Origin of the sequence: Variovorax sp. Root411 (genome assembly GCF_001425205.1) — a bacterium.
Taxonomy (GTDB): domain Bacteria; phylum Pseudomonadota; class Gammaproteobacteria; order Burkholderiales; family Burkholderiaceae_C; genus Variovorax.
In genome coordinates, this window is sequence record NZ_LMDW01000017.1 from 203,473 (window position 1) to 228,180 (window position 24,708).

The following is a 24,708-nucleotide window of genomic DNA, read 5'->3' on the forward strand; positions in this document are numbered from 1 at the left end:
CGCGACAGCGGGTCAGGTTTTCGGCAGGGTCACGCCGCGCTGGCCCTGGTACTTGCCGCCGCGGTCCTTGTAGCTGGTTTCGCAGACCTCGTCGCTCTCGAAGAACAGCACCTGCGCGCAGCCCTCGCCCGCGTAGATCTTGGCGGGCAGCGGCGTGGTGTTGCTGAATTCGAGCGTCACGTAGCCCTCCCATTCGGGCTCGAACGGCGTGACGTTGACGATGATGCCGCAGCGCGCGTACGTGCTCTTGCCCAGGCAGATGGTCAGCACGTTGCGCGGGATGCGGAAGTACTCGACGGTGCGCGCCAGCGCGAAGCTGTTGGGCGGGATGATGCAGTAGTCGCCGTGCATGTCGACGAAGCTCTTCTCGTCGAAGTTCTTCGGGTCGACGACCGTGCTGTGGATGTTGGTGAAGACCTTGAATTCAGGCGCGCACCGGATGTCGTAGCCATAGCTCGAGGTGCCGTAGCTGATGATCTTGTGGCCCGAGGATTCGCGCACCTGGCCTGGCTCGAAGGGCTCGATCATTCCTTCGTTTTCGGCCATGCGCCGGATCCATTTGTCGCTCTTGATGCTCATATGCGCTCGCTGCTGCTGCGGGGGGAATCGGGGGCGAATTGTGGCATGGGCGCCCCTGCCCCCTCCTCTGGCGCGGTTCAGCCAGCCTGCGAAATCACCGTGCGCTCGACCAACCGGTCGTCGCCCAGCACGATCATCGCGAAGAGCATTTCTTCCAGCGTGTTCGCCAGCTTCGTCTTGCGCGCCAGCAGCGGCGTGGCCGCCGGGTTGAGCACCAGGAAGTCGGCCTCGCAGCCCGGCTGCAGGTTGCCGACCACGCCGTCGAGCCCCAACGCACGCGCCGCGCCGCCGGTGTGGCGCCACCAGAGTTCCGAGGGCGCGATGCTCAGGCCGGCCTTGGTCTGGCCTTCACGGCCGACGTAGTAAGCCGCCATCATGGTGTGGAAGGGGCTGAAGCTGGTGCCGCCGCCCACGTCGCTGGCCAGCCCGTACGGGTAGCCCACGCGATCAGCCGCGCCGAAATCGAAGAAACCGCTGCCGAGGAACAGGTTGCTGGTCGGGCTCACGGCCGCCGCCGTCTTCGTCTCGCGCAGCAGCGCGCGGTCGGCCTCGTCGAGGTAGATGCAGTGCGCGTACACGGCGCGCTCGCGCATCAGGCCGAAGCCGGCGTACACGTCGAGGTAGGAGCGCGCCTTCGGATACAGCTCGCGCACCCAGTTCACTTCGTCGCGGTTCTCCGCCACGTGCGACTGGATCCAGGTGTCGGCGTACTTCGCGGCCAGTTCGCCCGCGCCGCGCAACTGGGCTTCGGTGCTCGCGGGCGCGAAACGCGGCGTGATGGCATAGCCCAGGCGGTCGACGTTGTGCCACTTGCGGATCAGCGCCTCGGTATCGATCAGGCTCTGCTCGGTTTCGTCGCGCACGCCGTCGGGCGAATTGCGGTCCTGCAGCACCTTGCCGGTGATCATGCGCAGGCCGCGGCGCTGGGCGCCTTCGAAGAAGGCGTCGACCGAGGCCACGTGCGAGGTTGCGAAGGTCAGCGAAGTGGTGACGCCGTTGCGCAGCAGTTCGTCGAAGAACACGTCGGCCACTTCGTTCGAATGCGCAGGGTCGGCGAATTTGCTTTCGGCCGGGAAGGTGTAGTTCTCGAGCCAGGGCAGCAACCCCGGCGAGGGCGAACCGATGATGTCGGTCTGCGGAAAGTGGATGTGCATGTCCACGAAGCCCGGTGCGAGGATGCGCCCGGGCAGGTGGGTCGTGGGCGCATCGGGGTGGCGCGGCGCAACGGCGGCATGGCTGCCGGCGTCGAGCACGCGCTGGCGGCCGGTGCCGTCGGGGGCGACGACCAGCAGGCCGTCTTCATCGAAAACGGGCCGGCCGGCGGCATCGAATCGCAGGAGGGAGGCGCGGTAGGCTTTTTTCATCGTGGGTAGGGAGGGTAATCCAGCCCCGCCGGCCTGCAATTTCCACGCGCGTATGAGTGCTATATGCGGAATGCACTCAGCGTGCCGGCAGTGCGCGCGACTGGATATCGAAGGGCACGCCGGTCGGCACAGGCCCATCGCCGTCCTTGCGCTTGGTCAGCAGCGAATACTTCGACTCGATGAAATAGACGCGGTCGCCCCACACCGCGCCGGACGACGGGTCGTTGAGCCCCGCCACCACCGTCTGCAGGCCGAGCTTGGTGCCGTCGATGCGCGCCACGGTGACCTGGCCGCCATAGGGGCCCTCGCCGAAGGCATTGCTTTCGAACAGCACGAGCCGGCCCGGCTTCCAGGCGCGGATCGCGTCGACGTTCTTCAGCACGCGCGGAGCTTCGATGCGCGTGACCTCGCCAGCATTGCCGTCGGCGCCCAGGCCGATGTGCAGCACGTAGGACGCCGCCGCCACGAGGCTCACGTAGACATCGCGCCCGCCGTCGACGGCGATGCCGTTCAGCCCCTTGTAAGGGCCCGGACCGGCCAGCGCCGGGTCTTCCTTCCAGACCGCGAGCGCGGCGGCACCCGGTGCGAGCTTCAGCACGCGCGGGTGGAAGGAGTCGGTCACGTAGAGATTGCCGCGCGCGTCCTGCGCAAGGTCGTTGCAGTAGCCGTTGTCGGGCATCGCATAGCTGGCGCGCGCAGCGCCCGTGACAAGGTCGTAGCGCTTGAGCGCGCTCGGCGTCTGCGGCACGGTGGTGAAGCCGCTGTTGCCCGAACAGATCCACAGCGCCCGGTGCTTCGCATCGACCAGCACGCCCTGCCCGTTCGCAAGCCCGTTGGCGCCGGGCTTCACCAACACTTCGGCCTTCGGGGCGACGCCCGGCTTCAGCCGCGCGACTGCGCCCTCGCGCCAGCTGCCGACGTAGAACGTGCCGTCGGGGCCGATGGCGACGCTTTCCGGGTACCAGTCGTCGGGCAGGGCCTGTACCGAAGGCGGCGCCGCGATGGCCGCCGTAGAGGCGAGCACGAGCAGGGCGCCGGCCAGCCGTGTACGCCCGTTCCTCATTGCCACACGCGAAAAACGCGCCCCGTCAGCGGACCTTCGACGCTGCGCACGTAGGCCAGCGCCACGCGCGCGGCCGGTACCGTTTCAACGCCCGGGAAGAGCGCGCCGTACGCCGCCACCGATTCGGTCAGCAGCGTCGGGCTCACCGCGTTGATGCGCAGGCCGCGCGACAGCTCGATCGCCGCGCCCTTCACGAAACCCTCGACCGCCGCATTCACGGCAGCCGCGTTGCCTCCGCCGCGAACCGGATCCTCGGCCGCGACGCCCGTGGTCAGGGTGATCGACCCGCCTTCGCGCAGCACATGCTGGCCCAGCAGCGCGAGCCGCACCTGGCCAAGCAGCTTGTCCTGCAGGCCGACATTGAAGTCGGCCGGCCGCATCTCGTTCAGTGGCCCGAAGAACAGCCCGCCCGCAGCCGACACGATGGCATCGACCCGACCGACCGCCGCATACAGCGCCTCGACGCTCGCGTCGCTCGTGATGTCGACCTGGTGATCGCCGCGCGTGCGGCCTGCGCGAATCACCTCGTGGTGGCGCTCGGCCAGTGCCTGCGCCACCGCACTGCCGATGGCGCCTGTCGCGCCCACAACCAGAACTCTCATGAAAACCTCGCCGGATTGAATAAACAGGTGGCCATTGTTTTGCGAACCATCAATTTGATAAATTGCCATCCGGTTCGATCATTCGAAACTTTGGGTTTTCAATATGGACAAGCTGCGCGCCATGGAAGTCTTCGTTGCCACGGTGGATGCGGGCAGCTTCGCGGCCGCCGCGGAGGCGCTCGACCTGTCGGCCGTGATGGTCGGCAAGCACATCCGCGCGCTCGAAGAACAGCTCGGCGCGCGCCTGCTGGAGCGCACCACGCGCCGCCATTCGCTCACGGAGATCGGCGCCGCCTATCTCGAGCGCTGCCGCGACGTGCTCTCCAGCGTGCACACCGCCGACGGCGTTGCCGAGTCGCTGCGCGCCATGCCGCAGGGCGTGCTGCGCGTGACCGCGCCGGTGGCGTATGGCGCGCACAGGCTCACGCCCGTGATCGGCGAGTACATCGCCGCCTATCCGCAGGTGAAGGTGGAGCTGAGCCTCAACGACCGCGTGGTCGACCTCGCGGACGAAGGCTTCGACTGCGGCATCCGCTCGGGCGCCGCGGTCGACGAGCGGCTCATTGCAAGGCCGTTGGCGCTGTCGCGCATGTACGCGGTGGCCAGCCCCGAATGGGTCGCGCGCCACGGGCAACCCAAGCACCCGTCCGAACTGGAAGCCTTTCCGCTGCTGGGTTTCGCGACCTGGGGGCCGGACCATGCATGGCGCTTCACGCGCAAGGGCCAGACGGTGCATGTGCCGGTGCGCGGCCCGCTCACCACCAACAACGGCCAGGCACTGCTGGCCGCAGCCATGGCCGGCGTAGGCGTGATCGTGCAGGCCGACGCGCTGCTGGGGCCCGCCATCGCCTCGGGCCAGGTGGTGCGGCTGTTGCCCGGATGGGAACTGCCCACGCGGCAGGTGCACATCATGCGGCTGCCCGAGGCGCGGCCGAGTGCCAAGCTGCGGACCTTCGTGGACTTTGTGGTCGAGCGGCTGGGCTAACGCCCCACCCGCCCCTGCACCCCCTCGACCAGCCAGTTCATCTTCAGTATCTGCTCGTCATTCAGCTGCGCACCCTTGGCGATCACGACGTGGCCTTCGTTGTCGCGCACATCGGCCGCCACCGCACGAAACGGCTGCAGCTTGCCGGCCGCGATGTCCTTCTGCCGCGCCATCACCTCGTCCTGCACGGACTTGGGCACCTTGGTGCCGAAGTCGCCGACGCGGATCATTCCTTCCTTCACGCCGCCCCAGAGATTGCCGCTCTTCCAGTTGCCGTCGAGCACGGCCTTCGCGCGCTGCGTGTAGTAGCCGCCCCACTGGTGCGTGACCGCGACGATCTGCGCGTCGGGCGCGATCTTGCGCATGTCGGAGTGATAGGCGACGGCCATCCTGCCGCGCTCCTGAGCCGCGGCCATCACCGCGGTGGAGCCGGTGTGGAAGGCCACCACGTCGGCATTCCGGTCGAACAGCGCCATCGCGGCATCGCGCTCCTTCGGCGGATCGAACCACTCGTTGAGCCACACCACGTGGACCTTCGCAGCCGGATTCACCGAGCGCATGCCGAGCGTGAAGGCGTTGATGCCCTGCAGCACCTCGGGAATCGGAAAGCCCGCGACATAGCCGGCGATGTTGGTCTTCGTCATGCGGCCGGCCGCGATGCCTGCGAGATAGCGCCCCTCGTAGTAGCGCGCATTGGCGGTCGCGACGTTGGGCGCGGTCTTGTAGCCGGTGATCGACTCGAACTTCACCTCGGGGAAGTCCCTCGCCACCTTCAGCGTCGGCTCCATGTAGCCGAAGCTCGGCGTGAAGATGAGCGTGTTGCCCTGCTGCGCGAGGTCGCGGATCACGCGCTCGGCGTCGGCGCCTTCGGCCACGTTCTCGACGTAGGTGGTCTGGACCTTGCCGCCCAGTGCCGCGTCGACGGCCTTGCGGCCTTCCTCATGCTGGCGCACCCAGCCGGCATCGGTGACGGGCGTGACGTAGACGAAGCCGATCTTCAACGGCGCTTTGGGCGGCTTCGTCTGCGAGAAGGCGGGAGAAAAGAAAAAACAAGCGGCTACGCACGCCAGAACGGCGCGGCCCGCGAGGTTTTTGTACATGGTGTTCCTCTACATGGCCCCGGAAAAGCACAACCCGCAGCCGGCCGGGACGCCCGCTGCGGGGTTCGGATTTTAGTGCGGCCTTCCCGCGCCGCGATGGGTGCCGCCATCCATCGGCAGCGCGCAAACCGCCCTACTCGAGTTGCACACGCTGGCGCACAGCCTCCAGCAACAGCGTGGCCAGCCGGCTCGCCGGGGCCTCGGAGTGGGCCTGCGCGCGATAGAGCACGAGCGATATCTGCGGCAGCGCCGGCAGGGACAGCGTCGCGCGATCGATGGCGCGCACGTGCGAGGGCAGCCCGAAAGGCGTGCGCACCGTGAGGCCCAACCCGGCCGATGCGGCGGCCCACAGCGCCGCCAGGCTGGCGCTGCCGAAAGCCCGGCGCCACGGCATGCCGGCGCGGTCGAGCGCGGTGATCACGATCTCGCGCAACGGGCACGGGGCGTCGAGCATGATCAGCGGCAGTGGCTCCTTGCTCCTGGCTTGGCGCGTGCCGGAGCCGCGGTTCTCGCGCTCCGTCCACCAGGGTGCTTCGACCCGGTCGGGCGCCTTCGGGCCGATCCACAACAGCGGCAGGCGCGCGATGCGTTCGGCGTAGGGCGACAGGGGCTGGTCGCCCGCGTCCCACGCCAGTGCCAGGTCGAGCTGGCCGAGTTCGAGCCGCTCGCGCAGTTCGCCGCTGCGCGCCACGCAGGCCTCGATGCGCACCTTCGGGTGCGCGCGCGCGAAGCGGCCGAGCACGGCGGGCAGCAGTGTCTCGCCAAAGTCTTCCTGCAGGCCCAGGCGTACCCAGCCCTGCAGGTCGGTACCGCGCATGGCGGCGCCGGCTTCTTCATTCAGTTCGAGCATGCGGTGGGCATAGGTCAGCAGCGTCTCGCCTGCATCGGTGAGCTCCAGCCCGCGGCCGGCCTTGCGGAACAGCACGGTGCCGGCCTGCGACTCCAGCTTCTTCAATTGCGCGCTCACCGCAGAGGTGGAACGGCCCAGCCGGTCGGCCGCGCGCGCATAGCTGCCGAGCGCGATGCCGGTGGAGAAGGTGCGCAGCACGTCAAGATCGAACATCACCTGGCTCATGTCGGGTCCTTTTCTTATCGTCCTGCTTTTTGGGATGATTGGCTCATTATTTTCTGATTTTCAAAACCTTTGCAGCGGCCGACACTGCCCTGCAACATGAGATCTTCACCCCACTCCTCTTCGTTTTCGCCGCGCCACCGCTGGAAGGTGCTGGCTGCAGGCGTGGCCGCCAACGCGGCCTTTTCCGTGGCCTTCAGCGGCATTCCCATGACCGCCGTGCTGATGCGCACCGGCTACCAGCTCGACAACGCCACGCTCGGGCTGGTGCTGGGCCTCATGGGGTTGGGCATTGCCGTGAGCGAGCTGCCGTGGGGCCTGTTGACCGACCGCTGGGGCGACCGGCCCGTGCTGCTGACGGGCCTGGGCAGCACGGCCATCGCGCTGGTGGCGATGGCGCTGTGGGCCGCGCCGGGCACGGGGCACATTCCCGGACTCGGCTGGCTCGGCGCCGGGCTGCTGCTGGTCGGCCTGCTGGGCGGCAGCGTCAACGGTGCCAGCGGCCGCGCGGTGATGACATGGTTCGACGCCAGCGAGCGCGGCCTTGCGATGAGCATCCGGCAGACGGCCGTGCCGCTGGGCGGCGGCATCGGCGCGCTGGTGCTGCCTTTCGTCGCACTGCACTTCGGCTTTGCGGCGCTGTACGGCCTGCTAGCACTGCTGTGCGCGCTGAGTGCGGCGCTGAGCTGGGCCTGGGTGCACGAGCCGCCCCTCGCGCCGCGCAACAACAAGACGGCGGAAACAGTCGCGCCGAAGAGCGGCCCGCTGCGCGACGCCCGCGTGTGGCGCATCGTGGCCGGCATCGGCATCCTCTGCGCGCCGCAGTTCTCGGTGCTCTCCTTCGGCACCGTGTTCCTGCACGACTTCGGCCACGCGGGCCTTGCGGCCATCACCGCGACGATGGTGTTCGTGCAGGTCGGTGCGATGGCGATGCGCGTGTGGAGCGGCCGCTGGACCGACCGGCGGCGCAACCGGCCGGCCTACCTGCGTGCCTGCAGCGCGCTCAGCGTGCTGTTGTTCGCGGGCCTCGCCGTGCTGGTAATGGCGGCGGGCACGCATGCCGCCGATTCACTGGCGCTGCGCATCGCGCTGCTCGCGCTGCTGGGCGCGAGCGGCATTTGCGTGTCGGCCTGGCACGGCGTGGCCTACACCGAGCTGGCCACGCTGGCCGGCGCGGCGCGCGCGGGCACGGCACTCGGCATGGCGAACACCAGCGTGTTCCTGGTGTGCTTCGTCACGCCGTTTTCGATTCCGCATCTGCTGGTGCTGCAGGGCTGGCCGCTGGTGTGGCTGGCGGCCAGCGCCTGCGCGCTGGTGGCGATGCCGCTGCTGGCACCGCCGCCCGCCGCTGCGGATCAGAAGGTCGCGAAGACCGCGTTGAGCCGGTCGACGTAGGCGCGCTTGGCGGCCGCGTCGATGAAGCTGCCCTCGAAGCTGTTCGCCGCGAGTTGCCAGCCCTGCTGCGCGCTGAGCCCGGTTGCCGCGAAGGTCTGCGTGAAGTTCTGGTTCATGTAGCCGCCGAAGTAGGCCGGGTCGTCCGAGTTGACTGTGGCGACCAGGCCCGCGTCGAGCAATGCGCCCAGGTTGTGCTGCGACAGGTCGGGGAACACGCAAAGCTTGAGGTTCGACAGCGGGCACACGGTGAGCGGGATGCGGTCTTGTGCGAGGCGCTTCATCAGCGCCGGGTCTTTGGTGCTTTGCACGCCGTGGTCGACGCGCTCGACCTTGAGCACGTCGAGCGCGCTCCACACGTACTCAGGTGGGCCTTCTTCGCCCGCGTGCGCGACGAGGTGAAAGCCCAGCTCGCGGCAGCGCGCGAACACGCGCGCGAACTTTTCCGGCGGATGGCCCACTTCGCTCGAGTCGAGCCCCACGCCGATGAACTTGTCCCGAAACGGCAGCGCCTGCTCCAGCGTCTCGAAGGCCTCTTCCTCGCTCAGGTGGCGCAGGAAGCACAGGATGAGCGCGGCGCTCACGCCGAGCAACGGCCGCGCATCGACGCACGCGCGGTGCAGGCCGTTGACGACGGTTTCCATCGCCACGCCGCGCGCGGTGTGCGTCTGCGGGTCGAAGAACATCTCGGTGTGCACCACGTTGTCGGCCGCGGCGCGCTCCAGGTAGGCCCAGGCCATGTCGTAGAAATCTTGTTCCTTCAGCAGCACGCTGGCACCGGCGTAGTAGATGTCGAGAAAGGTCTGCAGGTTGGTGAAGGCGTAGGCCTTGCGCAGTTCCTCTACGCTGGCATACGGAATGGCCACGCCGTTGCGCTGCGCGAGCGCGAAGATGAGTTCGGGTTCGAGCGAGCCCTCGATGTGCATGTGCAGCTCGGCCTTGGGCATGGCGCGCAGCAACTCGGGCAGGCGCTCGGCGGCGATGCGGTCGAAGCTCTTGTCGAAAGAGGGGCGGAAATCGGTCATGGTGGGGACTGCTGCTGCGTTGTGATCCCTCGCAGCATAAAGCCAGCCACCGCCGGCGCGATGCCCGAAACCGTATAGGCGTCAGTCGATGCTGCGTGCCGAACTGGTCAGCGAGCGCGCGCACAGCAGCAGCGTGGGCGCCAGCTTGCGCACGGCTTCGTCCATGGTCCAGCGGCTCGTCGGCGCCACGATGTGCACCGACGCGACCGGGCGGCCCTGGCTGCCCAGCACGGGCGCCGCGATGGTCATGTCGCCGAGGAACAGCTCCTCGGCATTGGTGGCAAAGCCCTGCTGCCGCGCCTGGCGCAGCGTTGCGAGGATCTCGTCCACATCGGTGCACGTGTGCATGGTGTGGGCGACGCGATCGGAGGCTTCAATGAGCGCGCGCGCCTCGTCTTCGGGCAGCGCGCTCAGAAAGGCGCGCCCCGAGCCTGTGCAGTACATCGGAATGCGGCTGCCGATGGGCATGTGCACCGGCACGAACTGCGCACTGACGAAACGCGCCACGTAGACCATGTCGAGCCCGTCGGGTTCGGTGAGGCAGGAGGTTTCCGTCGTCACCTTGGTCAGCTCCGACAGGAACGGGTTGGCCACGTCGACCAGCGAATGGGCCGCCAGGTAGTTGAAGCCGATTTCCATCACGCGCGGCGTGAGCTGGTAGCGCCGCGTCTTCGGGTGCTTGCGCACGTAGCCCAGCTTTTCGAGTGTGAAGACCATGCGCTGGGCCGAGCTCTTGGTGATGTCGGTGGCCTCCGCCACGTCGGCCAGCGTCATGGTGCGCCGCCGGGCGCTGAAGGCGCGCAGCACGGCCAGGCCCTTCTCCAGCGACTGGTTAAAAAGCAGGCTCTGGCTGTCTTCGGGGGCTGTGTCGGGTGTGGCGTCCATGACCTGGAAGTATAGCGACAGTACTTATAAATATCGAATATCGATACTCATAATTCAACTAGTGGTTTGTATTTATTGATCAAAGATTCAAAAGAATCGATTATTGGCACGCATGTTGCATCGCGGGAAGCACCCGCCCCTTTGCTCACTTTCACTTTTCAACTTCCTTTCTTTTCCTCGAGGAGTGCTTCCATGAATCGCATCGTTCGCCACCTTCACCGCCTGGCCCTGGGTCTTTGCATCGCCGGCAGCGCCGCGCTGGCCATGGCGCAGGGCACCGCCTCGGCCCCCCCGACCTACAACGTGGGCGCCACCGCTACCGGCGTGCCCTTCACCTTCCTCGACGTGAAGACCAACACCATTCAGGGAATGATGGTCGACACCGTCACGGCCGTGGGCAAGGCGGGCGGCTTCAACGTCAACGTGCAGCAGACGGTGTTCTCGGCGCTGATCCCCTCGCTCACGGCCCGCAAGATCGACATCGTCTCGGCCGCCATGCTCAAGACGGCGGCACGCCAGGAAGTGGTCGACTTCAGCGACCCGGTGTACTCGTACGGCGAGGGCCTGATCGTCAAGGCCGACGACACACGCGCGTACGTCTCGCTCGACGAGCTCAAGGGCGAAGTGGTGGGCGCGCAGGTCGGCACGGTGTTCCTCGACATGCTGAACAAGAAGGGCATCTTCAAGGAGGTGCGCAGCTACGACTCGGTAGCCGACATGACGCGCGACCTCTCGCTCGGGCGCATCAAGGCGGGGCTGGGCGACCAACCCATCATGGCCTACCAGCTGCGCCAGAACACCTTCCCCGGCGTAAAGCTGGTCGACAGCTACAAGCCCGTGAACGTGGGCGACGTGTGCCTCGTGGTGCGCAAGGGCGACACCGAAACCATGGCCCGCATCAACAAGGCGATTGCCACCGTCAAGGCCGACGGCACGCTCGCGAAGATCGTCCAGAAGTGGGGGATCTGATGCACACCCCCAGGGCTTCGCGCACTTCGTGTCGCTGCGCCAACCCCCTTGCAGGGGGCAACACCTGCGGCCCGGCAAAGCCGGTTCCGCGGTGTTCCCCGAATGGGCCTGGCTACGTCGGCCGGTCAATTCGGCGTGCTGCGCATCGAACGACAGGATTGATGTAGATGGCTGCTCCCTCCTTCCTCCAGCACGCGCAGGACTTCCTGCCGATCCTCCTGCAGGGCGCGGTGGTCACCGTGCAGGTCACGGTGCTCGCGTTCCTGCTGAGCAGCGCGCTCGGCCTTGCGCTTGCGCTGATGAAGCTGTCGCCCGTGCGCGCCCTTTCCTGGGCGGCCACGGTGGCCATCAACGTGATCCGAGGGCTGCCGATCATCGTGCAGCTGTTCTACATCTACTTCGTGCTGCCCGAGTTCGGCGTGCAGCTCACGGCCTTCCAGGCCGGCGTGATCGGCCTGGGCATTGCGTACTCGGCCTACCAGGCCGAGAACTTCCGCGCCGGCATCGAAGCCGTCGACCCGGGCCAGCGCGAGGCCGCGCAGGCCATGGGCATGCGCTCGGCGCTGATCATGCGCCGCGTGATCCTGCCGCAGGCCTTTCGCATCGCGCTGCCGCCATACGGCAACACGCTGGTGATGATGCTGAAAGACTCCTCGCTGGTCTCGACCATCACTGTGGCCGAGATGACGCGCGCCGGCCAGCTCATCGCCTCGTCGACCTTCCAGAACATGACGGTCTACACGCTGGTCGCGCTGCTCTACCTGCTCATGAGCCTGCCGCTGGTCTGGTGCCTGCGCCGGCTCGAGAAGCGCTTTGCCGCCGGGAGAAAACAACCATGACCATGATCCAGGTCGAAGGACTGGAAAAACGCTTCGGCACGCACCGCGTGCTGCAGGGCGTGAGCCTCCATGTGAACAAGGGCGAAGTGGTGTGCCTCATCGGCCCTTCGGGCTCGGGCAAGTCGACGGTGCTTCGCTGCATCAACGGGCTCGAGTCGTACGAGGGCGGCGAGGTGCGGGCCTTCGGCGAGCGGGTGGACCGCAACGCGCCCACCATCCACCGGCTTCGCAGCCGGATGGGCATGGTGTTCCAGCGTTTCAATCTGTTCCCGCACCGCACCGTGCTGGAGAACGTGATGGAAGGCCCGGTCTACGTGCTGCGCCAGAACGCGGCGCAGGCGCGCGAAGAGGCGCTGGCGCTGCTGGCCAAGGTGGGACTGGCCGAGAAGGCGCAGGCCTGGCCGGCGCAGCTCTCGGGCGGACAGCAGCAGCGCGTGGCCATCGCGCGCGCGCTGGCGATGAAACCCGAGGCCATGCTGTTCGACGAGCCTACCTCGGCGCTCGACCCCGAACTGGTCGGCGACGTGCTCGGCGTGATGCGCGCACTGGCGGACGAAGGCATGACGATGATCGTGGTCACGCACGAGATGGGCTTCGCGCGGGAGGTGGCCGACCGCGTGTGCTTCCTGCACAGCGGCAGCATCGTCGAGGAAGGCCCGTCCGCGCAGGTGCTCGGTGCGCCACGCCAGGCACGCACGCAAGACTTCCTGCGGCGCGTGCTGCATCCCTCTGGCGCCGCCGGCAGTGCCCCGGAGGCGCGCGCATGAGCGGTCGTGCCACGCCGATGCCGCCATCGCTCTGGGCCGCCACCGCACCACCCGCGCCGCCGACGCCGCCGCTGACCGAATCGCGCAATGTCGACGTGCTGATCGTGGGCGGCGGCTTCACCGGCCTGTCGGCCGCGCTGCATCTGGCCGAGGCGGGCGTGCAGGTCTGCGTGCTCGAAGCGCACGAGCCCGGCTGGGGCGCGTCGGGGCGCAACGGCGGGCAGGTGAACCCCACGCTCAAGTACGACCCCGACGAACTCGTCCGGCTCTACGGCTGCGCGCATGCCGAACCCTTGATCGATGCGGTCTCGCACTCGGCCGACCTGGTGTTCGAGCTGATCGCGCGCCACGGCATCGATTGCCAGCCGGTGCGCAACGGCTGGCTCCAGGTGGCCTACGCACCGAAGGCCGTGGCGGGCCTGCATGCCCGCGCCGAGCAATGGGCCAGGCGCGGCGTGAAGACGCAGATGCTCGACCGCGCAGCCGTTGGCGCGCGGCTCGGTACCGACGCCTTTGCCGGTGGCTGGCTCGACGGCCGCGCCGGCGGCATCCAGCCACTGGCCTACACGCGCGGACTGGTGCACGCCGCGCAGGGTTTCGGTGCGGCGGTGCACGGCGGCACCGAGGTCACGGCGCTGGAGCGCCGCGGCACGCACTGGCACGCGAGCACATCGACCGGCGCCACGGTCATCGCGGAGCAGGTCGTCATCGCGACCAACGGCTACACGGGGGCGCTGTGGCCCAAGCTGCAGCGCACGGTGCTGGCCGCGAACAGCTTCATCGTCGCAACGGAACCGCTCAAGGGCGCGGCGGCCGATGCCATCCTGCCGCACGGCGAAACGGCTTCGACCTCGCAGCGCCTGCTGCTCTACTTCCGCAAGGACGCGCAGGGCCGCCTGCTGATGGGCGGGCGCGGGCACTTCGCCGACCCCACGGGCCCCACGGATTTCGCGCACCTGGAGCGCTCGCTCGAACTGCTGTTCCCCCAGCTAGGGCCGCTGCGCTACGAGTACCGCTGGGCCGGCCGCATCGCGGTCACGCGCGACTTCATGCCGCACGTGCACACGCCGGCGCCGGGCGTGACGATCGCGCTGGGCTACAACGGACGGGGCATCGCGCTGGCCACGAGCATGGGCAAGCACCTGGCTGCGCGGCTCGTGGATGCGGGCGCGAATTTTCCATACCCGGTGACGCCGATCCAGCCGATCCCGCTGCATGGCCTGCAGCGCTTCTACGTGGCCGGAGGCGTGGCCTGGTACAGCCTGCTCGACCGGCTGGCCTGACGAGTCGCCCAGGTGCCCGGGATGTCTTGCCATGTCGCACGCCTGTGCGTCAAATGCCGGGCATCCCTACTCACCTCTTCAGGAGACACATGCCCATCGACACCCTCGCCACCTGGCACCGGCTCGTCAAGGAACGCGATGTAGCGGGGCTCGATGCCCTGCTCGACGACGACGCTGTCTTCCATTCGCCGGTGGTGCACAAGCCCCAGGTCGGGAAGGCGATCACGCAGAAGTACCTGGCAGCGGCGTTCCAGGTCTTCTTCAACGAGAGCTTCCGCTATGTGCGCGAACTCAGGTCAGAGCACGATGCGGTGCTCGAATTCGCGCTCGAGCTGGATGGCATCCAGATCAACGGCGTCGACATGATGAAGTGGAACGACGCAGGCAGGATCACCGAGTTCAAGGTGATGCTGCGCCCGCTGAAGGCCGTGAACCTGATCCACCAGAAGATGGCGGCGCAGCTGCAGCCCCCGCAATCCTGACAGCGCCAATGCGCCCGGCACGCCCCGGGCGTTCGAACCAGCGCGGCCCCTTCGCGAGACACCGCGGAACCGGCTCTGCCGGGCCGCAGGTGTCGCCCCCGGCGAGGGGGTTGGCGCAGCGACACGAAGTGCGCGTAGCCTGGGGGAGTGTTTATTCAGCTACGACCTGCAGGCTGCCCTGCACGCTGTACGCCCGCACGCACATCCGGGTCAGCTGCACGAGAAACCGGAACACGGCCGGCTCGCTCAGGCAATCCGGGGTGATCGCCATGATGTCCTTGCGGAACTCCATCAGCCCGTTGCCGGACATCGCCATTTCGGCGGAGGTGCCGTAGTAGTGCTTCCAGAAGTCCTGCAGCGGGCCGCGCTTCACCTCGTCGATCACCAGCGAATAGCCACGCTCCCAGACCTCCTCGTCCATGGCCAGGCAATCGACGTTGGGGTCGTGCAGACGGGCGCCTGGGGGCACCAGGAACACGCGCCGCGTCGCTACCCGCTCAACGGCGGCTTGCTGCGGGCGCATTGCCTGACTCCGCAAGCTCGATGGAAGCGGCTGGCGAGGTGCAAGAAACGGTGAAAGGATGTTTTGCAGCATGGCGTGTGCTTCTCATGAGTGGCGTCCTCAACGGAACCGGGAGGTGTGACAGCTGAAAATTCAAGCCGCGAGCAGCCGCAGGCGGCTCGCGTTGGAATGGGCCAGGCTCTTCGGCTGGTCCCAGGTTCCGTTGGCATTCAATGTGGTGGTCAGTGCGTAGACGCCGGCTGGATACGGCAACTCGAGCGGGTTGTTGATCGCGCTGACGTCGATCACATCGCCTTCCTCGTAGTCGCCATAGGCGATGAAGTAGCGGGGGCGCGGCGAAAAGGCCAGGTTCTGGTTGGGGCGTGCCTGCGCCGCGTACACCGTGCTGCCTCCCATGGTCACGCCCACGGCAGCCGCGGACCTGCTCGGGACGCTGGCCGACTCGGCGAGGTAGAACCGCGACTGATCGGGTCCCGGGATCGGGTTGACGAACCGGTAGGCACGGTCGTAGTCGAGCGTGATCTTGTTGTTCAGGCCGGTCGCGTCGTAGGTTTCCGTGGCGGTGAACTGGGTGCCGGGCTGCAGTGCACCAGTTTCGGCCCAGGAGAAGCCGGTGTCGACGCTCCACTGGAACTTGACGCGCGAACTCGGGCCGGGGTTCGAGAACTCGGCGAACCAGGCCAGAGACAGCGCGTTCGGCGCCCATTGCGTCGGGTCGTTCTGGAACACCATGAAATAAGCCGAATGACTCGCATGGTTGTTGACCGTGACTGAATAGATCATCCCCATGGCAACTCTCTTCCGGAAGTGATGGATCAGGCGGTTGGTGCCGCAACGGCACCGAACTGGACCTCACTCTAGGGATCGCCGGGGAAGAATGAAATTACAGGCGATTACACGCGCTGTGCGCCGCCCTGGATCTCGAAGGGATAGTTGCCAAGGCGCACGTTTCCGCGACGCCGCTCGACCAGCGGCGGCTCGGCCAGCCGGGGCGGCAACGCATTGAGGATCTGGTGCTTCGCCCGAAAGATCTGGATGTTCACGTACGAGGGCTCCACGCCCAGCATGCGCGAGAGTTCGTCCAGCCCGATCCAGCCCTGGCTCTGCGGCGCAACGCCTCTTTGCGCGTCCTGCTGTCGCACGCGGGCGAGCGTGACGAGGGTGTAGTGATGGATGCGCTCGCCGAGCGACACCGATTTGCCGTCCGCCACCAGGCTCAGGCTCGTGTGCTCCTCGTTCTGGCTGACGTTGAAGTGCAGCGAAACCTCCGCCGAGGCCGGCGCCGAGGCTGCGATCGGATTCTCGGAAGTGGACGCCAGGTCGTCGCCCAGCACGAACTCCCACGTGCTGCCCGAGGTGCGGACCACGGCGCCATCGCTCAGGTACTCGATGCCGCCGATGTGCTCGAGCATCCATTTGCCTTCGTGGAAATACACGTTCACTTCCGGCTGCTGCTCGTCCGGCAGCAGGTTTTCACGGAGGTTCAGCACCACGGCGGCGCCGCGCCCCTCGCTCGGAAAAAGGCAGGTGGCCGGCGGCGCGAGGTCGTCCGCGATCCAGACCGTTTCATCGCCCACGCCCATGCGGACTTCGGCGCCCGCAGGCAAGACGGTCCAGCGGCCGCCCGGCAAACGCTCGCCGTTCAACGTGGTGCCGTTGCGGCTCTGGTCGACGATCTCCCATGCGCGGCCGTTCCACCGGACAAGCGCGTGGACCTGCGACACGTCCGCCGCCTTGAGCACCGTCTGGCACGCCGAGGCGCGGCGCCCGAAGGCATGCACGGGCCGCAGCATGGTGGCGCGCCCGTCGAGCTTGTTCCTGAAAATGGCCATCGGTACATTCTCTCTCGCGAGCTCAGACGTAGAGCGCCTGCGGGTTGAGGTCGCCCTCGCTCACCGAAGTGTCGCGCCATCCCATGGCGACGGGCACGCCGTACAGGCGCGGGTTGCCCAGCTCCGGCCAGATGTGGCACAGGCCAGGCACGACCACCTTCACCGTGCACAGCGGGATGTCGGGACGCGTGTGGTCGAGGACGATGGTCTCCAGGCCAAGGACAGCGGCAATGCCGACGCAGCGCTTGATTTCTTCGGCGATATCCGTCTGCGCGGCTGGCACCGGCACGGCGTCGCTCATCTTCGCCGGCATGAGAAAGCCGGCGTGCTGCATTGCGAAGGTCTTGCCGGCCACGATCAGCTGGCTCATTTCCGTGAGCGCACGTTCGCAGGCCAGCGCGCGGTCGGTGCTGCAGCCGAAGCCGATGGCCCATTCGCCCGTTTGCCCGTGCCGGCCGACGGCAACTGCCACGGGGATGCCGAAGTCATGGGTGATGTCGAGCACCCAGCGCTCCCACTCCGGGCCGCAGGTGCGCTCGATGCGCTGGCGGATTTCGGCGCCCAGGCCGCCGAGGTCGATGGCCGGCCTGCGGATTTCGCCATACCACCAGATGGCGGCGGCATCGCGCTCCACCAGTTCGAGAAAGCCCTGCAGGATGGCTTCCTCGCGTGTGTTCCCGGCGGCGCATCCGTTCGATGTCCAGTTGACGTGGCACTGGCTCGGCACCGGCGCATTCGCGAAGCAGAAGGCCAGCGGGAGGTAGCAGCGGGCATCGGAAGTCAGCGACCAGGCGGGCGTCCACCATGCGGGCTGACCCGGCGCCGCGTATGAGTTCGCCACGGCGTGCGGTGGTTTTTCGATGTCGAACCGCGCGCGCTGCCGGTCGCTGAAGAGCGCCAGCGCCTGCGGTTGGACGCAGCGCGCGTCGAGGTCGGCCGCGAGCGCGACGACCGAGGCCTCGTCGCCCTGGTAGAAGGCGGCGTGGCGTTCGACCGCCTCGCACAAAGCGCTGGCGCGGGACTGCGCCATCGACATGCCTTTGCCGAGGCAGACCTGGGTCAGCGGGCCGGGTAGCGCATCGCCGCCGGCCGGTGCTGTCCTGAAGATCTCGCTGCGATAGACCGTCAGCGCATCATCGGATTCCGCATTGAGCGGCCGCACCTGCGCGATCACGCCGCACAGCGGACTGACGTGGCGCGCCAGCCGCTCCACCGTGGCCGAGGCAGGCACCGTGCGCCAACCGCCATCGCGCCGGGCGGTGGGCAGGCCCGGCGCCAGCGCGATGCGTTCGCGTTGCCGCTGCGCCATGAGTCCCGACGTTCCGCACTGCGGGCACTGGGGGCGGCCGAAGACGAAATGCGGCTGCGATGAATCCAGCGTGCGCACCTGTGCGTCGGCGTGCGCGACGAGTTGTTTGGCGACGGAAAGCAGTCGATCGAGGCGCTCGCCGACAAGCCCCTCGCCGGCACGCACGGGCGGGCCGATGGCCATGCCGCCGTGCCGGTCCTGCCACCAGGCGCGCGCCGGCCGGTTCCCGAGCCAGCGGTGCGCGAGGCAATGCCAGCAGGGGCCGGCCGCCGCCGCGCTCGGCCTGAAGACCGGGCCGGCCATGGCCTGTTCGCCGGTTGGCTTGAGCAGCAGCCATGGACGCCCCGAAGCGCGCTGCTGCGCATCGATCACGCCGAGCCGCGGGTCCAGGTAGTCGTCGCAGAACACGAGGGTGAGGCCGGCGTCGCCCGCCTCGGCGATCCCCTGCCCCCAGCGCCGTGCCGCACTGTCGTTCACGGCCTGCGACAGCACGAGGAAATCGACGTGATCGGAGAGGGCCGCGCGCACAGGTTCCACCGAAAAATCGGGCACGAGGTACGGCTCGCCGCAATCCAGCGCGGCCGGTTGCACGAGGCCCTGGCGCGCCAAAGCTTCGAGCGCATGCAGCATTTCCGCGAGCGGGGCGGCCGCGCCTTCGCTGCGGCAATGCGTCGCGAGGCTCACGCGCTCGCGCAGCACGCGCTCGAGGGCCATGACGCCGGGCGAGCCGAGCACGAGCAGTTCGTTTTCGCTCAGCAGCAGCAGGCGGTCTTGCAGCAAGACTGGCGGCAGGTGCTTCTCGTGCCAGCGGAAAACGTCGCCGAAGAAATCCGGTGCCACGGCGCTACGCATCGTCTTGCTGGCCCAGTGCAAGGCGCACGACGGCATAGGGCCAGGCGCCCGTCGCGGCCTGGAACGCCGCCTCGAACAGCCGATGCTGTTCGGAGAATTGCGCATAGATGTGGTCTTCAGACAGCACCCGCATCGACCGATGCAGACGCGCGATCTGCCGGGCATCTTCGAAGCCCGACACCACCGGCAGCCGCATGCCTCCCACCGCCATCGGCTGGCGCGCGAGCACCGGATGCACATGGTCGAGCACGACGATGCACGGCGTCGCGCCGTGCTCGAAGCGCCCGGCCAACCGGCGCAGCAGGGCCTCCAGCGGCGCCTGCGGAAGGTAGGGGCAGACGCCCTCCAGCATCGTGAGCACGGGCCGCTCGCCGGGCAGGCCGGCGGCGTCGAGCCACGCGTCGTCGAGGATCGAGCATGCGAGATCGGTCTCGCCTTCGCCGCACGCCATGTGCCGCGCCCGCAGGCTGATGGCCTCTGGCAGATCGATGTTCAGCCAGCGGGAGCCTGCCGCCACGGCGGCCCCGAGCCGGCCGCGCCGCGTGCACAGCCCCGCGCCCAGCGTGATGCACAGGCCGTCCGGATGGGTTGCGAGGAACTCGGCCGCGAAACGGTCGAACAGTGCAGCCCGCAAAACCACGCTCCTGACGAATGCCGCGTCCATCGCATAGGCCGAGAGGTCGAAGGGAAGCGAGGCCGCGATGCGCTGCGCCTCGGGATCGGAGAACGCCTGCGCATTGCCGCGCAGGCGGCTGGCCTCGGCGCGCGCGGCCAGCGTGAGCAGGAGCGTGGCCGTGGCGCCTTGCAGCGCGCCCGCGGCCAGCCCCCGGTTGACCGCGGACTCAGCAGGTGAAGGGATAGGGGTCGCCCGTGTTGTTGTACGAGGTGAGCGCGATCGCCCGCATGCCCTCTTCCACCGGCGCGTTCGGGTAGTTGAGGAGGAGGCCGTTCTTGATCGGCGAGCCGTCGGCATTCTCCAGGTTCCATTCGCCGCGCGCCGTGTCCCACGTGAAGGCCGAATTGGTCGTGAACAGGATGTTGAAATTGAACGGATTGTTGTAGCCCAGCCATTGGCTCAGCACGGGCGCCTTGTCGGTGTCGGGGTCGCGCGTCAGGTCGAAAAGGAACTCCGGCGATTGCCATGCGAGCGCGATTGCGCGCAGCACCAGCCCGCCGAACGCCAGCAGCGAACCTTCGCCGCCGCCGGGGATGCCAAGGCCCGTGGGCAGCGCAGCCTTCAGGCCGATGGTGGACGCTTCGGGCGCCTCGAAGGCAACGGTGCCGCCCATGAAGTCCGGGAACACCTGGTAGTAGGCGGCCAGGGCCTCCGCGGCATGCGAGGAAGGCGCCTGCGGCAGCACGATGATGAAGGAATCGTCGGGGCCGACCCAGCCGGACGTGAGCATCGGCTTCCATTCGGCCCGCATGTCCGGATCCGGATTCTGGAAGAGCCTGATGTCGACTTGGGGCCACAGCGTCCGCAGGCCGAAGTCGCGGCGCAGCATGGGCTGGATGTCCTGCTGGTCGAGCAGTTCGCGGCGGTAGGCATCGTCCTGCCACGATCGGGCGACCCCCCGAAGGTAGGCAAGGCGGAATTCGAGCAGCGGATCGGCACTTTGGCGTTGAGAGGTCATGGTCACTTCATCCTTGGTTCAAGAAACAGATATCTGCAGGGGCATGCGTGCGGGCAACTCCGACCGCAGGCCGGCCAGTTCCATCAAGCGCGCGGCCACGTCGCGGCCTTCGGGTGCCAGTGCCTGCAACGCCGCCAGGGCCTCGTACTCGGTCCTGTGCTTGGCCCCCTCGCGCGCCACGTCGGCAGCCTGCGCGAAGCACGCGGCCACCGCCGCGCGCTCACCGCCAGCGGCCTGCAGGTAGCGGGCCTTCTGCAGATGGAGCTCGGACCTGTAGAGCCCTTCCTTGAGCTCGTCCGCCATGCGCAGGCACTCGTCGATGCGCTCGAGCGCTTCGCTCCAGCGCTGGTTGGCGGCCAGCGTGTCGGCGGCGAAGGCGCGGTAGTAGGTCTGGCAATAGCGGCAGCCCATGCCCCACAGCGCCTGCACCCAGGCGTCGGCTTGCGCGATGCTGTCGACGTCGCCGGTGGCCCAGCAGCGGATGATTTCCGCATATCCCTGGAACGCCGGCAGGCCATAGCGCGCGGTGATGCCGAGCAGTTCGCCCGTGCTGACCAGCGCCCGCGCCTTGTCGTTGCGGGCCTGGTGGCCCAGGCTCTGGTACAGCAGGGCCATGCTCAGCGACGGAATGTGCGACATCTCGCGCGCCCACCGCACGGCGTTCGCGGCGTCGGTGCGCGCGGCCGCGTCGTGGCCCGCAAACCAGCGCACCAGCGCGCGTCCCGTGGTGGCCCATACGCGGGTGTCGAAGCCGAAGTCGGCGGCATGGTGCGCGTGCGCCTCGGGGCTGTAGCGCTCGATGGCGTCGCTCAACGACTGCTCGCCGAGTTCGAACTGGCCGTCGGAATAGTGCGCGAGCCCAAGATAGGTCTGTGCCGCCACGAACACGCCCTGGTCCTGCTGCTGCACGGCATGGTCGAGCAGCCGCTGGCTCAGCCGCTGCACCTCGGCGCGGTTGCTCGCGACGTGGTGGAAGGTGATCAGCGTCCACAGGTGCTGCACCTGCTTCTCGCGGGGCACGCTGTCGTCGAGCAGTTCCTGCGACAGGGCGATGCGGTCCACCACCTGCGCATGCGCCCAGCCGTACTTGTTCATCATCGCCTGCGTGACGTAGCTGTTCACGTCAAGCCGCGCCTCGCGCTGCGCGGCGCCATCCAGGTGCGCCATCCAGCCGTCGATGTGCTGGGCGTAGGAAATGGTTTCGTCGTTCAGCGAGCGGTGCTGTGTGATGCGCAGCTGCTGCACCGCCAGCGCAATGGCCTGCGCGTGCTCGCCCGCATCCGCCCAGTGCTGGGCCACGCTGCCCGGCTCGTCCGCCACGCGCTGCGGCTGGCTGTCCAGCAGCGTCTGCGCCACGTTGCGGTGCTGCTGCTGGCGCTGCGCGACGAGCATGCACTCGTAGGCGGTGTCGCGGATCAGCGCGTGGCGGAAGATGAAGGCGCCCGGCGGCCCGGCCGGCGCCACGAGCCCCGCGTCGAGCAGCACGGCCATGTCCTTGTCCATGGCTTCGGGAGGCTTGCCCGAACAGGCGCACAGCAGCTCGGCATCGAACTGCCGCCCGATGGTGGCGGCCAGCTGCAGCAGGCCCTTGACGGGGCCCAGCCGGTCGAAGCGGCTGACCAGAGAGTCGCGCAGCGTGACCGGAATGGCCGCCGGCTGCGCGGTGTCCTTGAAGACCCACACGCCGTCCTTCTCCACCAGGTAGGCGTCCAGCAGCATGCGCGCCATTTCCTGGATGAACAGCGGCACGCCGTCGGTGCGCGCGACCACGTTGTCGATCACCTGCGGCGCGGCGACCCTCGGCGCCAGCGCCTGCCGGGCCAGTTCGGCCGCCTGCGCGTCTTCCAGACGCCGCACCTCGATGCACGCCGCCTGCAGTTCCGTCGGCTTCTCCCATTCGGGCCGCGCGGTCAGCACCAGCAGCACGCGCCGCTGCGGCAGCTGCGCGACCAGCTGCTCGAGAAACTCGATGCTCGTGGGGTCGGCCCAATGCACGTCCTCGAGCAAGAGCAGCAGCGGCGCCGTTTCGGCCATGTACAGCAGCCACTGCGCGATCGACTGCAGCAGCAGCGCCTTCTGCATCGGGGGAGACATCTGGCTGGGCGCGCTGTCGCCCAGCGGCAGGGAAAGCCATGCGCAGAAGATCGGCAGCACCACCTCGCCGTCGCAGCCGGCCGCATGCAGGGCCTCGCGAAGCCGCTCGCGCCGGTCGTCCGGCGTGGCGGCGTCGGGTGCGGCCTCGAGCCGCTGGCGCAGCAGCGCCAGGAACGGCGTCAGCGCGTTGTTCTGGCTTTCGGGCTGGCACTGCGCGCTGACGGTCTGCCAGCCTTCCTGCGCCACCTGCTCGCGCAGCATGTCGGCGAGACACGACTTGCCGATGCCGGGCTCGCCGCGAACCCACACCGCGCCCCCGTGGCCCTGCCGGGCCTGGGCCCACGCTTCGCGCAGCTGCTGCAGTTCGGGCTCGCGGCCAATGCACGCGTCATGCAGTGCCTGTTCCGCCGACTCGTGCAGCATGGACGCCTGCCGCTTGCTGCTGAGGCAATAGGTCTGGATGCCGCCGGACTGCCCCGGCAGGGTCACGCTGCCGGCCTTGTCGAAGCGCGCATGGCGCCCCAGCAGCCGGTAACTGCTTTCGCTCGCCAGCAGCGTGCCGGTTTCGGCAACGCCCTCGAGCCGCACCGCGACGTTGACTGCATGGCCCGACGGGATTTCTCCGGCGGCCACTACCGCCATGCCGGTGTGCATGCCCATGCGGATGCCGAGATGCACGCCGTGCGCCTGCTCGATGGCGGCCGAGCGCTGGCGGCTCAATGCAATCAGCTCCAGCGCCGTCATGCCGGCCTGCCGCGCGTCGGTGTCGCTGGCGTGCGGATAGCCGAACAGCACGATCATCCGGTCGCCCAGCGTGCCCGCCAGCCATCCGCCGCGCCGCGTGGCGGACTCGGCGAACAGCGAGAGTTCGTTGCGCTGCAGCAGCTCCAGTTTTTCGATGTCAGAGGGCAAGGCATCGTCGGGGCCCTCGGCGTCGGCGTCCGGCCAGACGGAGACGCTGCAGCACAGCACCGTGAGCTGCCGCTTTTCGGAGAAGCCGCGCGTCGTCACCACGGTATGGGCCAGCGCCTCGTCCTGCGCCTGCTTGGCCGAGCGCAGCACGCCCACGAGGTCGTCCAGCCGCAGGCGCCCGAGTTCGGCCAGCAGCGTGGCTGCGGAATCGCAGCGGTCGGCGGCCTTCTTCCTCAGTGCCTGCCGCAGCACGGAGGCCACCGGGTGGCTGGCGATCTCCGAGGGCAGCGGCACTTCCTGCGGGCTCAGTTGCTGATGAAGAATCTCCGCCGCCGACGCGCCGCGGATGGCGGGCACGCCGGTCAGGCATTCGATGAACATCAGGCCCCAGGCATACAGATCGGACTTGACACCGGGCGGCTCGCCGCGCAGCTGCTCGGGTGCGCTGTAGGCCGGCGTGCCCAGGGCCTCTTCCGTCATCGTGAGCGTCAGGAATTCGGCGCCCCTGTTCATGGGAATGACGGTGCTGATGCCGAAGTCCAGCACCTTCGCATGCGGGACGGCGCCGGTGAACGTGACCATCACGTTGTCGGGCTTCAGGTCGCGATGCACGATGCCCGCGGCATGCGCGCAGTCCAGCGCATCCAGCACCTCCGCCATGAGGTGGGCGGTTTCGGGGGCCGTCAGCGCGCCCTTGCGCCGGATCAGGCTGGTGAGCGTTTCTCCCGGCACGTACTCGAAGACGCCATAGACGCAGGCGCCCTGCTCGCCCTTGTCGAGCAGCTGCACGATGTGCGGATGGTGCAGCGCGGCGCAGAGCATGGTCTCGCGGTGGAAACGTGCAACGCGCGGGCTGCCGACCTGCAGCTTGACCACCTTGATCGCGACCACGGTGCCGGTGCGCTGCTGCAGCGCGCGATAGACGGTGCCGTAGCCGCCTGCGCCCAGCTCCTCCAGCAGGTCGTAGCCTGGAATCTCCAGCGGTTCAGACAATTGCGGTTGCAACGCTGCGTGCGTGGGGTTGGTGGCGGCATCCTGCATTTCAGCCTCGTCGTGATGGAGCGTTGATGGTCCTCCGGGACTTGCCTCGGCCGCGTTCCGCGCTGCGACGGTACGCACTAGTGACACTAATTGTTACTGTAGCG

The 24,708-nt window shown here is 68.1% G+C and carries 22 protein-coding genes; 7 read left to right on the forward strand and 15 right to left on the reverse strand.

Annotated elements, in window-relative coordinates:
• Positions 1-12 precede the first annotated feature (12 nt).
• From dcd to ASC92_RS21470, 4 genes are all read right to left on the reverse strand, one after another.
• A complete protein-coding gene (dcd, locus tag ASC92_RS21455; RefSeq protein ID WP_056519644.1) occupies positions 13-579 on the reverse strand; it encodes a dCTP deaminase in 567 nt (188 codons plus the stop codon).
• A gap of 77 nt (positions 580-656) precedes the next feature.
• Positions 657-1,943: a guanine deaminase gene (guaD, locus tag ASC92_RS21460; protein WP_056519647.1), complete on the reverse strand. Its 1,287-nt coding sequence runs from the start codon at positions 1,941-1,943 to the stop codon at positions 657-659.
• A gap of 76 nt (positions 1,944-2,019) precedes the next feature.
• Entirely contained in the window at positions 2,020-3,006 is a 987-nt protein-coding gene (locus ASC92_RS21465) for a hypothetical protein (protein WP_056519650.1), read from the reverse strand.
• Entirely contained in the window at positions 3,003-3,608 is a 606-nt protein-coding gene (locus tag ASC92_RS21470) for a short chain dehydrogenase (protein WP_056519654.1), read from the reverse strand. The genes ASC92_RS21465 and ASC92_RS21470 overlap by 4 nt, the downstream gene beginning before the upstream one ends.
• 103 nt (positions 3,609-3,711) lie before the next feature.
• On the opposite strand from ASC92_RS21470, the gene ASC92_RS21475 reads away from it, so the two are divergent.
• Positions 3,712-4,593, forward strand: a complete 882-nt coding sequence (locus ASC92_RS21475) for a LysR family transcriptional regulator (protein WP_056519657.1) — start codon at positions 3,712-3,714, stop codon at positions 4,591-4,593.
• Here ASC92_RS21475 and ASC92_RS21480 read toward each other — a convergent pair.
• Together ASC92_RS21480 and ASC92_RS21485 are read right to left on the reverse strand one after the other, a co-directional pair.
• On the reverse strand, positions 4,590-5,693 hold the full coding sequence (locus tag ASC92_RS21480; RefSeq protein WP_056519660.1) for a BMP family ABC transporter substrate-binding protein: 1,104 nt from the start codon (positions 5,691-5,693) through the stop codon (positions 4,590-4,592). The genes ASC92_RS21475 and ASC92_RS21480 overlap by 4 nt on opposite strands.
• 133 nt (positions 5,694-5,826) lie before the next feature.
• Positions 5,827-6,768 carry a LysR substrate-binding domain-containing protein gene (locus ASC92_RS21485; RefSeq protein WP_056519663.1) on the reverse strand — a complete coding sequence of 314 codons (942 nt, stop codon included), beginning with the start codon at positions 6,766-6,768 and terminating at the stop codon, positions 5,827-5,829.
• Positions 6,769-6,864: 96 nt separating this feature from the next.
• On the opposite strand from ASC92_RS21485, the gene ASC92_RS21490 reads away from it, so the two are divergent.
• Entirely contained in the window at positions 6,865-8,160 is a 1,296-nt protein-coding gene (locus ASC92_RS21490) for an MFS transporter (protein WP_056519666.1), read from the forward strand.
• Here the strand turns inward: ASC92_RS21490 and ASC92_RS21495 are convergent.
• Together ASC92_RS21495 and ASC92_RS21500 are read right to left on the reverse strand one after the other, a co-directional pair.
• Positions 8,121-9,182: an adenosine deaminase gene (locus tag ASC92_RS21495; protein ID WP_056519669.1), complete on the reverse strand. Its 1,062-nt coding sequence runs from the start codon at positions 9,180-9,182 to the stop codon at positions 8,121-8,123. The two genes, ASC92_RS21490 and ASC92_RS21495, sit on opposite strands and share 40 nt — an antisense overlap.
• Before the next feature lie 81 nt (positions 9,183-9,263).
• Positions 9,264-10,067: an IclR family transcriptional regulator gene (locus ASC92_RS21500; RefSeq protein WP_056519671.1), complete on the reverse strand. Its 804-nt coding sequence runs from the start codon at positions 10,065-10,067 to the stop codon at positions 9,264-9,266.
• Positions 10,068-10,259: 192 nt separating this feature from the next.
• On the opposite strand from ASC92_RS21500, the gene ASC92_RS21505 reads away from it, so the two are divergent.
• The 5 genes from ASC92_RS21505 to ASC92_RS21525 all read left to right on the forward strand — a co-directional run bounded on the left by ASC92_RS21505 (position 10,260) and on the right by ASC92_RS21525 (position 14,407).
• On the forward strand, positions 10,260-11,036 hold the full coding sequence (locus ASC92_RS21505; protein ID WP_056519676.1) for an ABC transporter substrate-binding protein: 777 nt from the start codon (positions 10,260-10,262) through the stop codon (positions 11,034-11,036).
• A gap of 167 nt (positions 11,037-11,203) precedes the next feature.
• Positions 11,204-11,875, forward strand: a complete 672-nt coding sequence (ehuD, locus tag ASC92_RS21510; protein WP_056519679.1) for an ectoine/hydroxyectoine ABC transporter permease subunit EhuD — start codon at positions 11,204-11,206, stop codon at positions 11,873-11,875.
• Between the two features lie 2 nt (positions 11,876-11,877).
• Positions 11,878-12,642 carry an amino acid ABC transporter ATP-binding protein gene (locus ASC92_RS21515; protein ID WP_056519928.1) on the forward strand — a complete coding sequence of 255 codons (765 nt, stop codon included), beginning with the start codon at positions 11,878-11,880 and terminating at the stop codon, positions 12,640-12,642.
• Positions 12,639-13,925, forward strand: a complete 1,287-nt coding sequence (locus ASC92_RS21520; protein WP_056519682.1) for an NAD(P)/FAD-dependent oxidoreductase — start codon at positions 12,639-12,641, stop codon at positions 13,923-13,925. Before ASC92_RS21515 ends, ASC92_RS21520 begins: the two co-directional genes overlap by 4 nt.
• Before the next feature lie 89 nt (positions 13,926-14,014).
• Complete coding sequence (locus ASC92_RS21525) at positions 14,015-14,407, forward strand: nuclear transport factor 2 family protein (protein ID WP_056519685.1); 393 nt, start codon at positions 14,015-14,017, stop codon at positions 14,405-14,407.
• Between the two features lie 151 nt (positions 14,408-14,558).
• Here the strand turns inward: ASC92_RS21525 and ASC92_RS21530 are convergent, their stop codons facing one another.
• The 7 genes from ASC92_RS21530 to ASC92_RS21560 all read right to left on the reverse strand — a co-directional run bounded on the left by ASC92_RS21530 (position 14,559) and on the right by ASC92_RS21560 (position 24,556).
• Positions 14,559-15,002, reverse strand: coding sequence for a hypothetical protein (locus ASC92_RS21530; RefSeq protein WP_235505934.1), 444 nt, complete (start codon positions 15,000-15,002; stop codon positions 14,559-14,561).
• Positions 15,003-15,062: 60 nt separating this feature from the next.
• Positions 15,063-15,713 carry a hypothetical protein gene (locus ASC92_RS21535; protein ID WP_235505935.1) on the reverse strand — a complete coding sequence of 217 codons (651 nt, stop codon included), beginning with the start codon at positions 15,711-15,713 and terminating at the stop codon, positions 15,063-15,065.
• Between the two features lie 110 nt (positions 15,714-15,823).
• On the reverse strand, positions 15,824-16,762 hold the full coding sequence (locus ASC92_RS21540) for an FHA domain-containing protein (RefSeq protein ID WP_056519696.1): 939 nt from the start codon (positions 16,760-16,762) through the stop codon (positions 15,824-15,826).
• A gap of 22 nt (positions 16,763-16,784) precedes the next feature.
• On the reverse strand, positions 16,785-18,911 hold the full coding sequence (locus ASC92_RS21545; protein ID WP_235505936.1) for a TOMM precursor leader peptide-binding protein: 2,127 nt from the start codon (positions 18,909-18,911) through the stop codon (positions 16,785-16,787).
• Positions 18,912-18,915: 4 nt separating this feature from the next.
• Complete coding sequence (locus ASC92_RS21550) at positions 18,916-19,746, reverse strand: class I SAM-dependent methyltransferase (protein WP_414820419.1); 831 nt, start codon at positions 19,744-19,746, stop codon at positions 18,916-18,918.
• A gap of 19 nt (positions 19,747-19,765) precedes the next feature.
• Positions 19,766-20,557, reverse strand: coding sequence for a BMA_0021/BMA_0022 family TOMM bacteriocin (locus tag ASC92_RS21555; RefSeq protein ID WP_056519703.1), 792 nt, complete (start codon positions 20,555-20,557; stop codon positions 19,766-19,768).
• Positions 20,558-20,575: 18 nt separating this feature from the next.
• On the reverse strand, positions 20,576-24,556 hold the full coding sequence (locus tag ASC92_RS21560) for a TOMM system kinase/cyclase fusion protein (RefSeq protein ID WP_235505937.1): 3,981 nt from the start codon (positions 24,554-24,556) through the stop codon (positions 20,576-20,578).
• Positions 24,557-24,708: the final 152 nt, after the last annotated feature.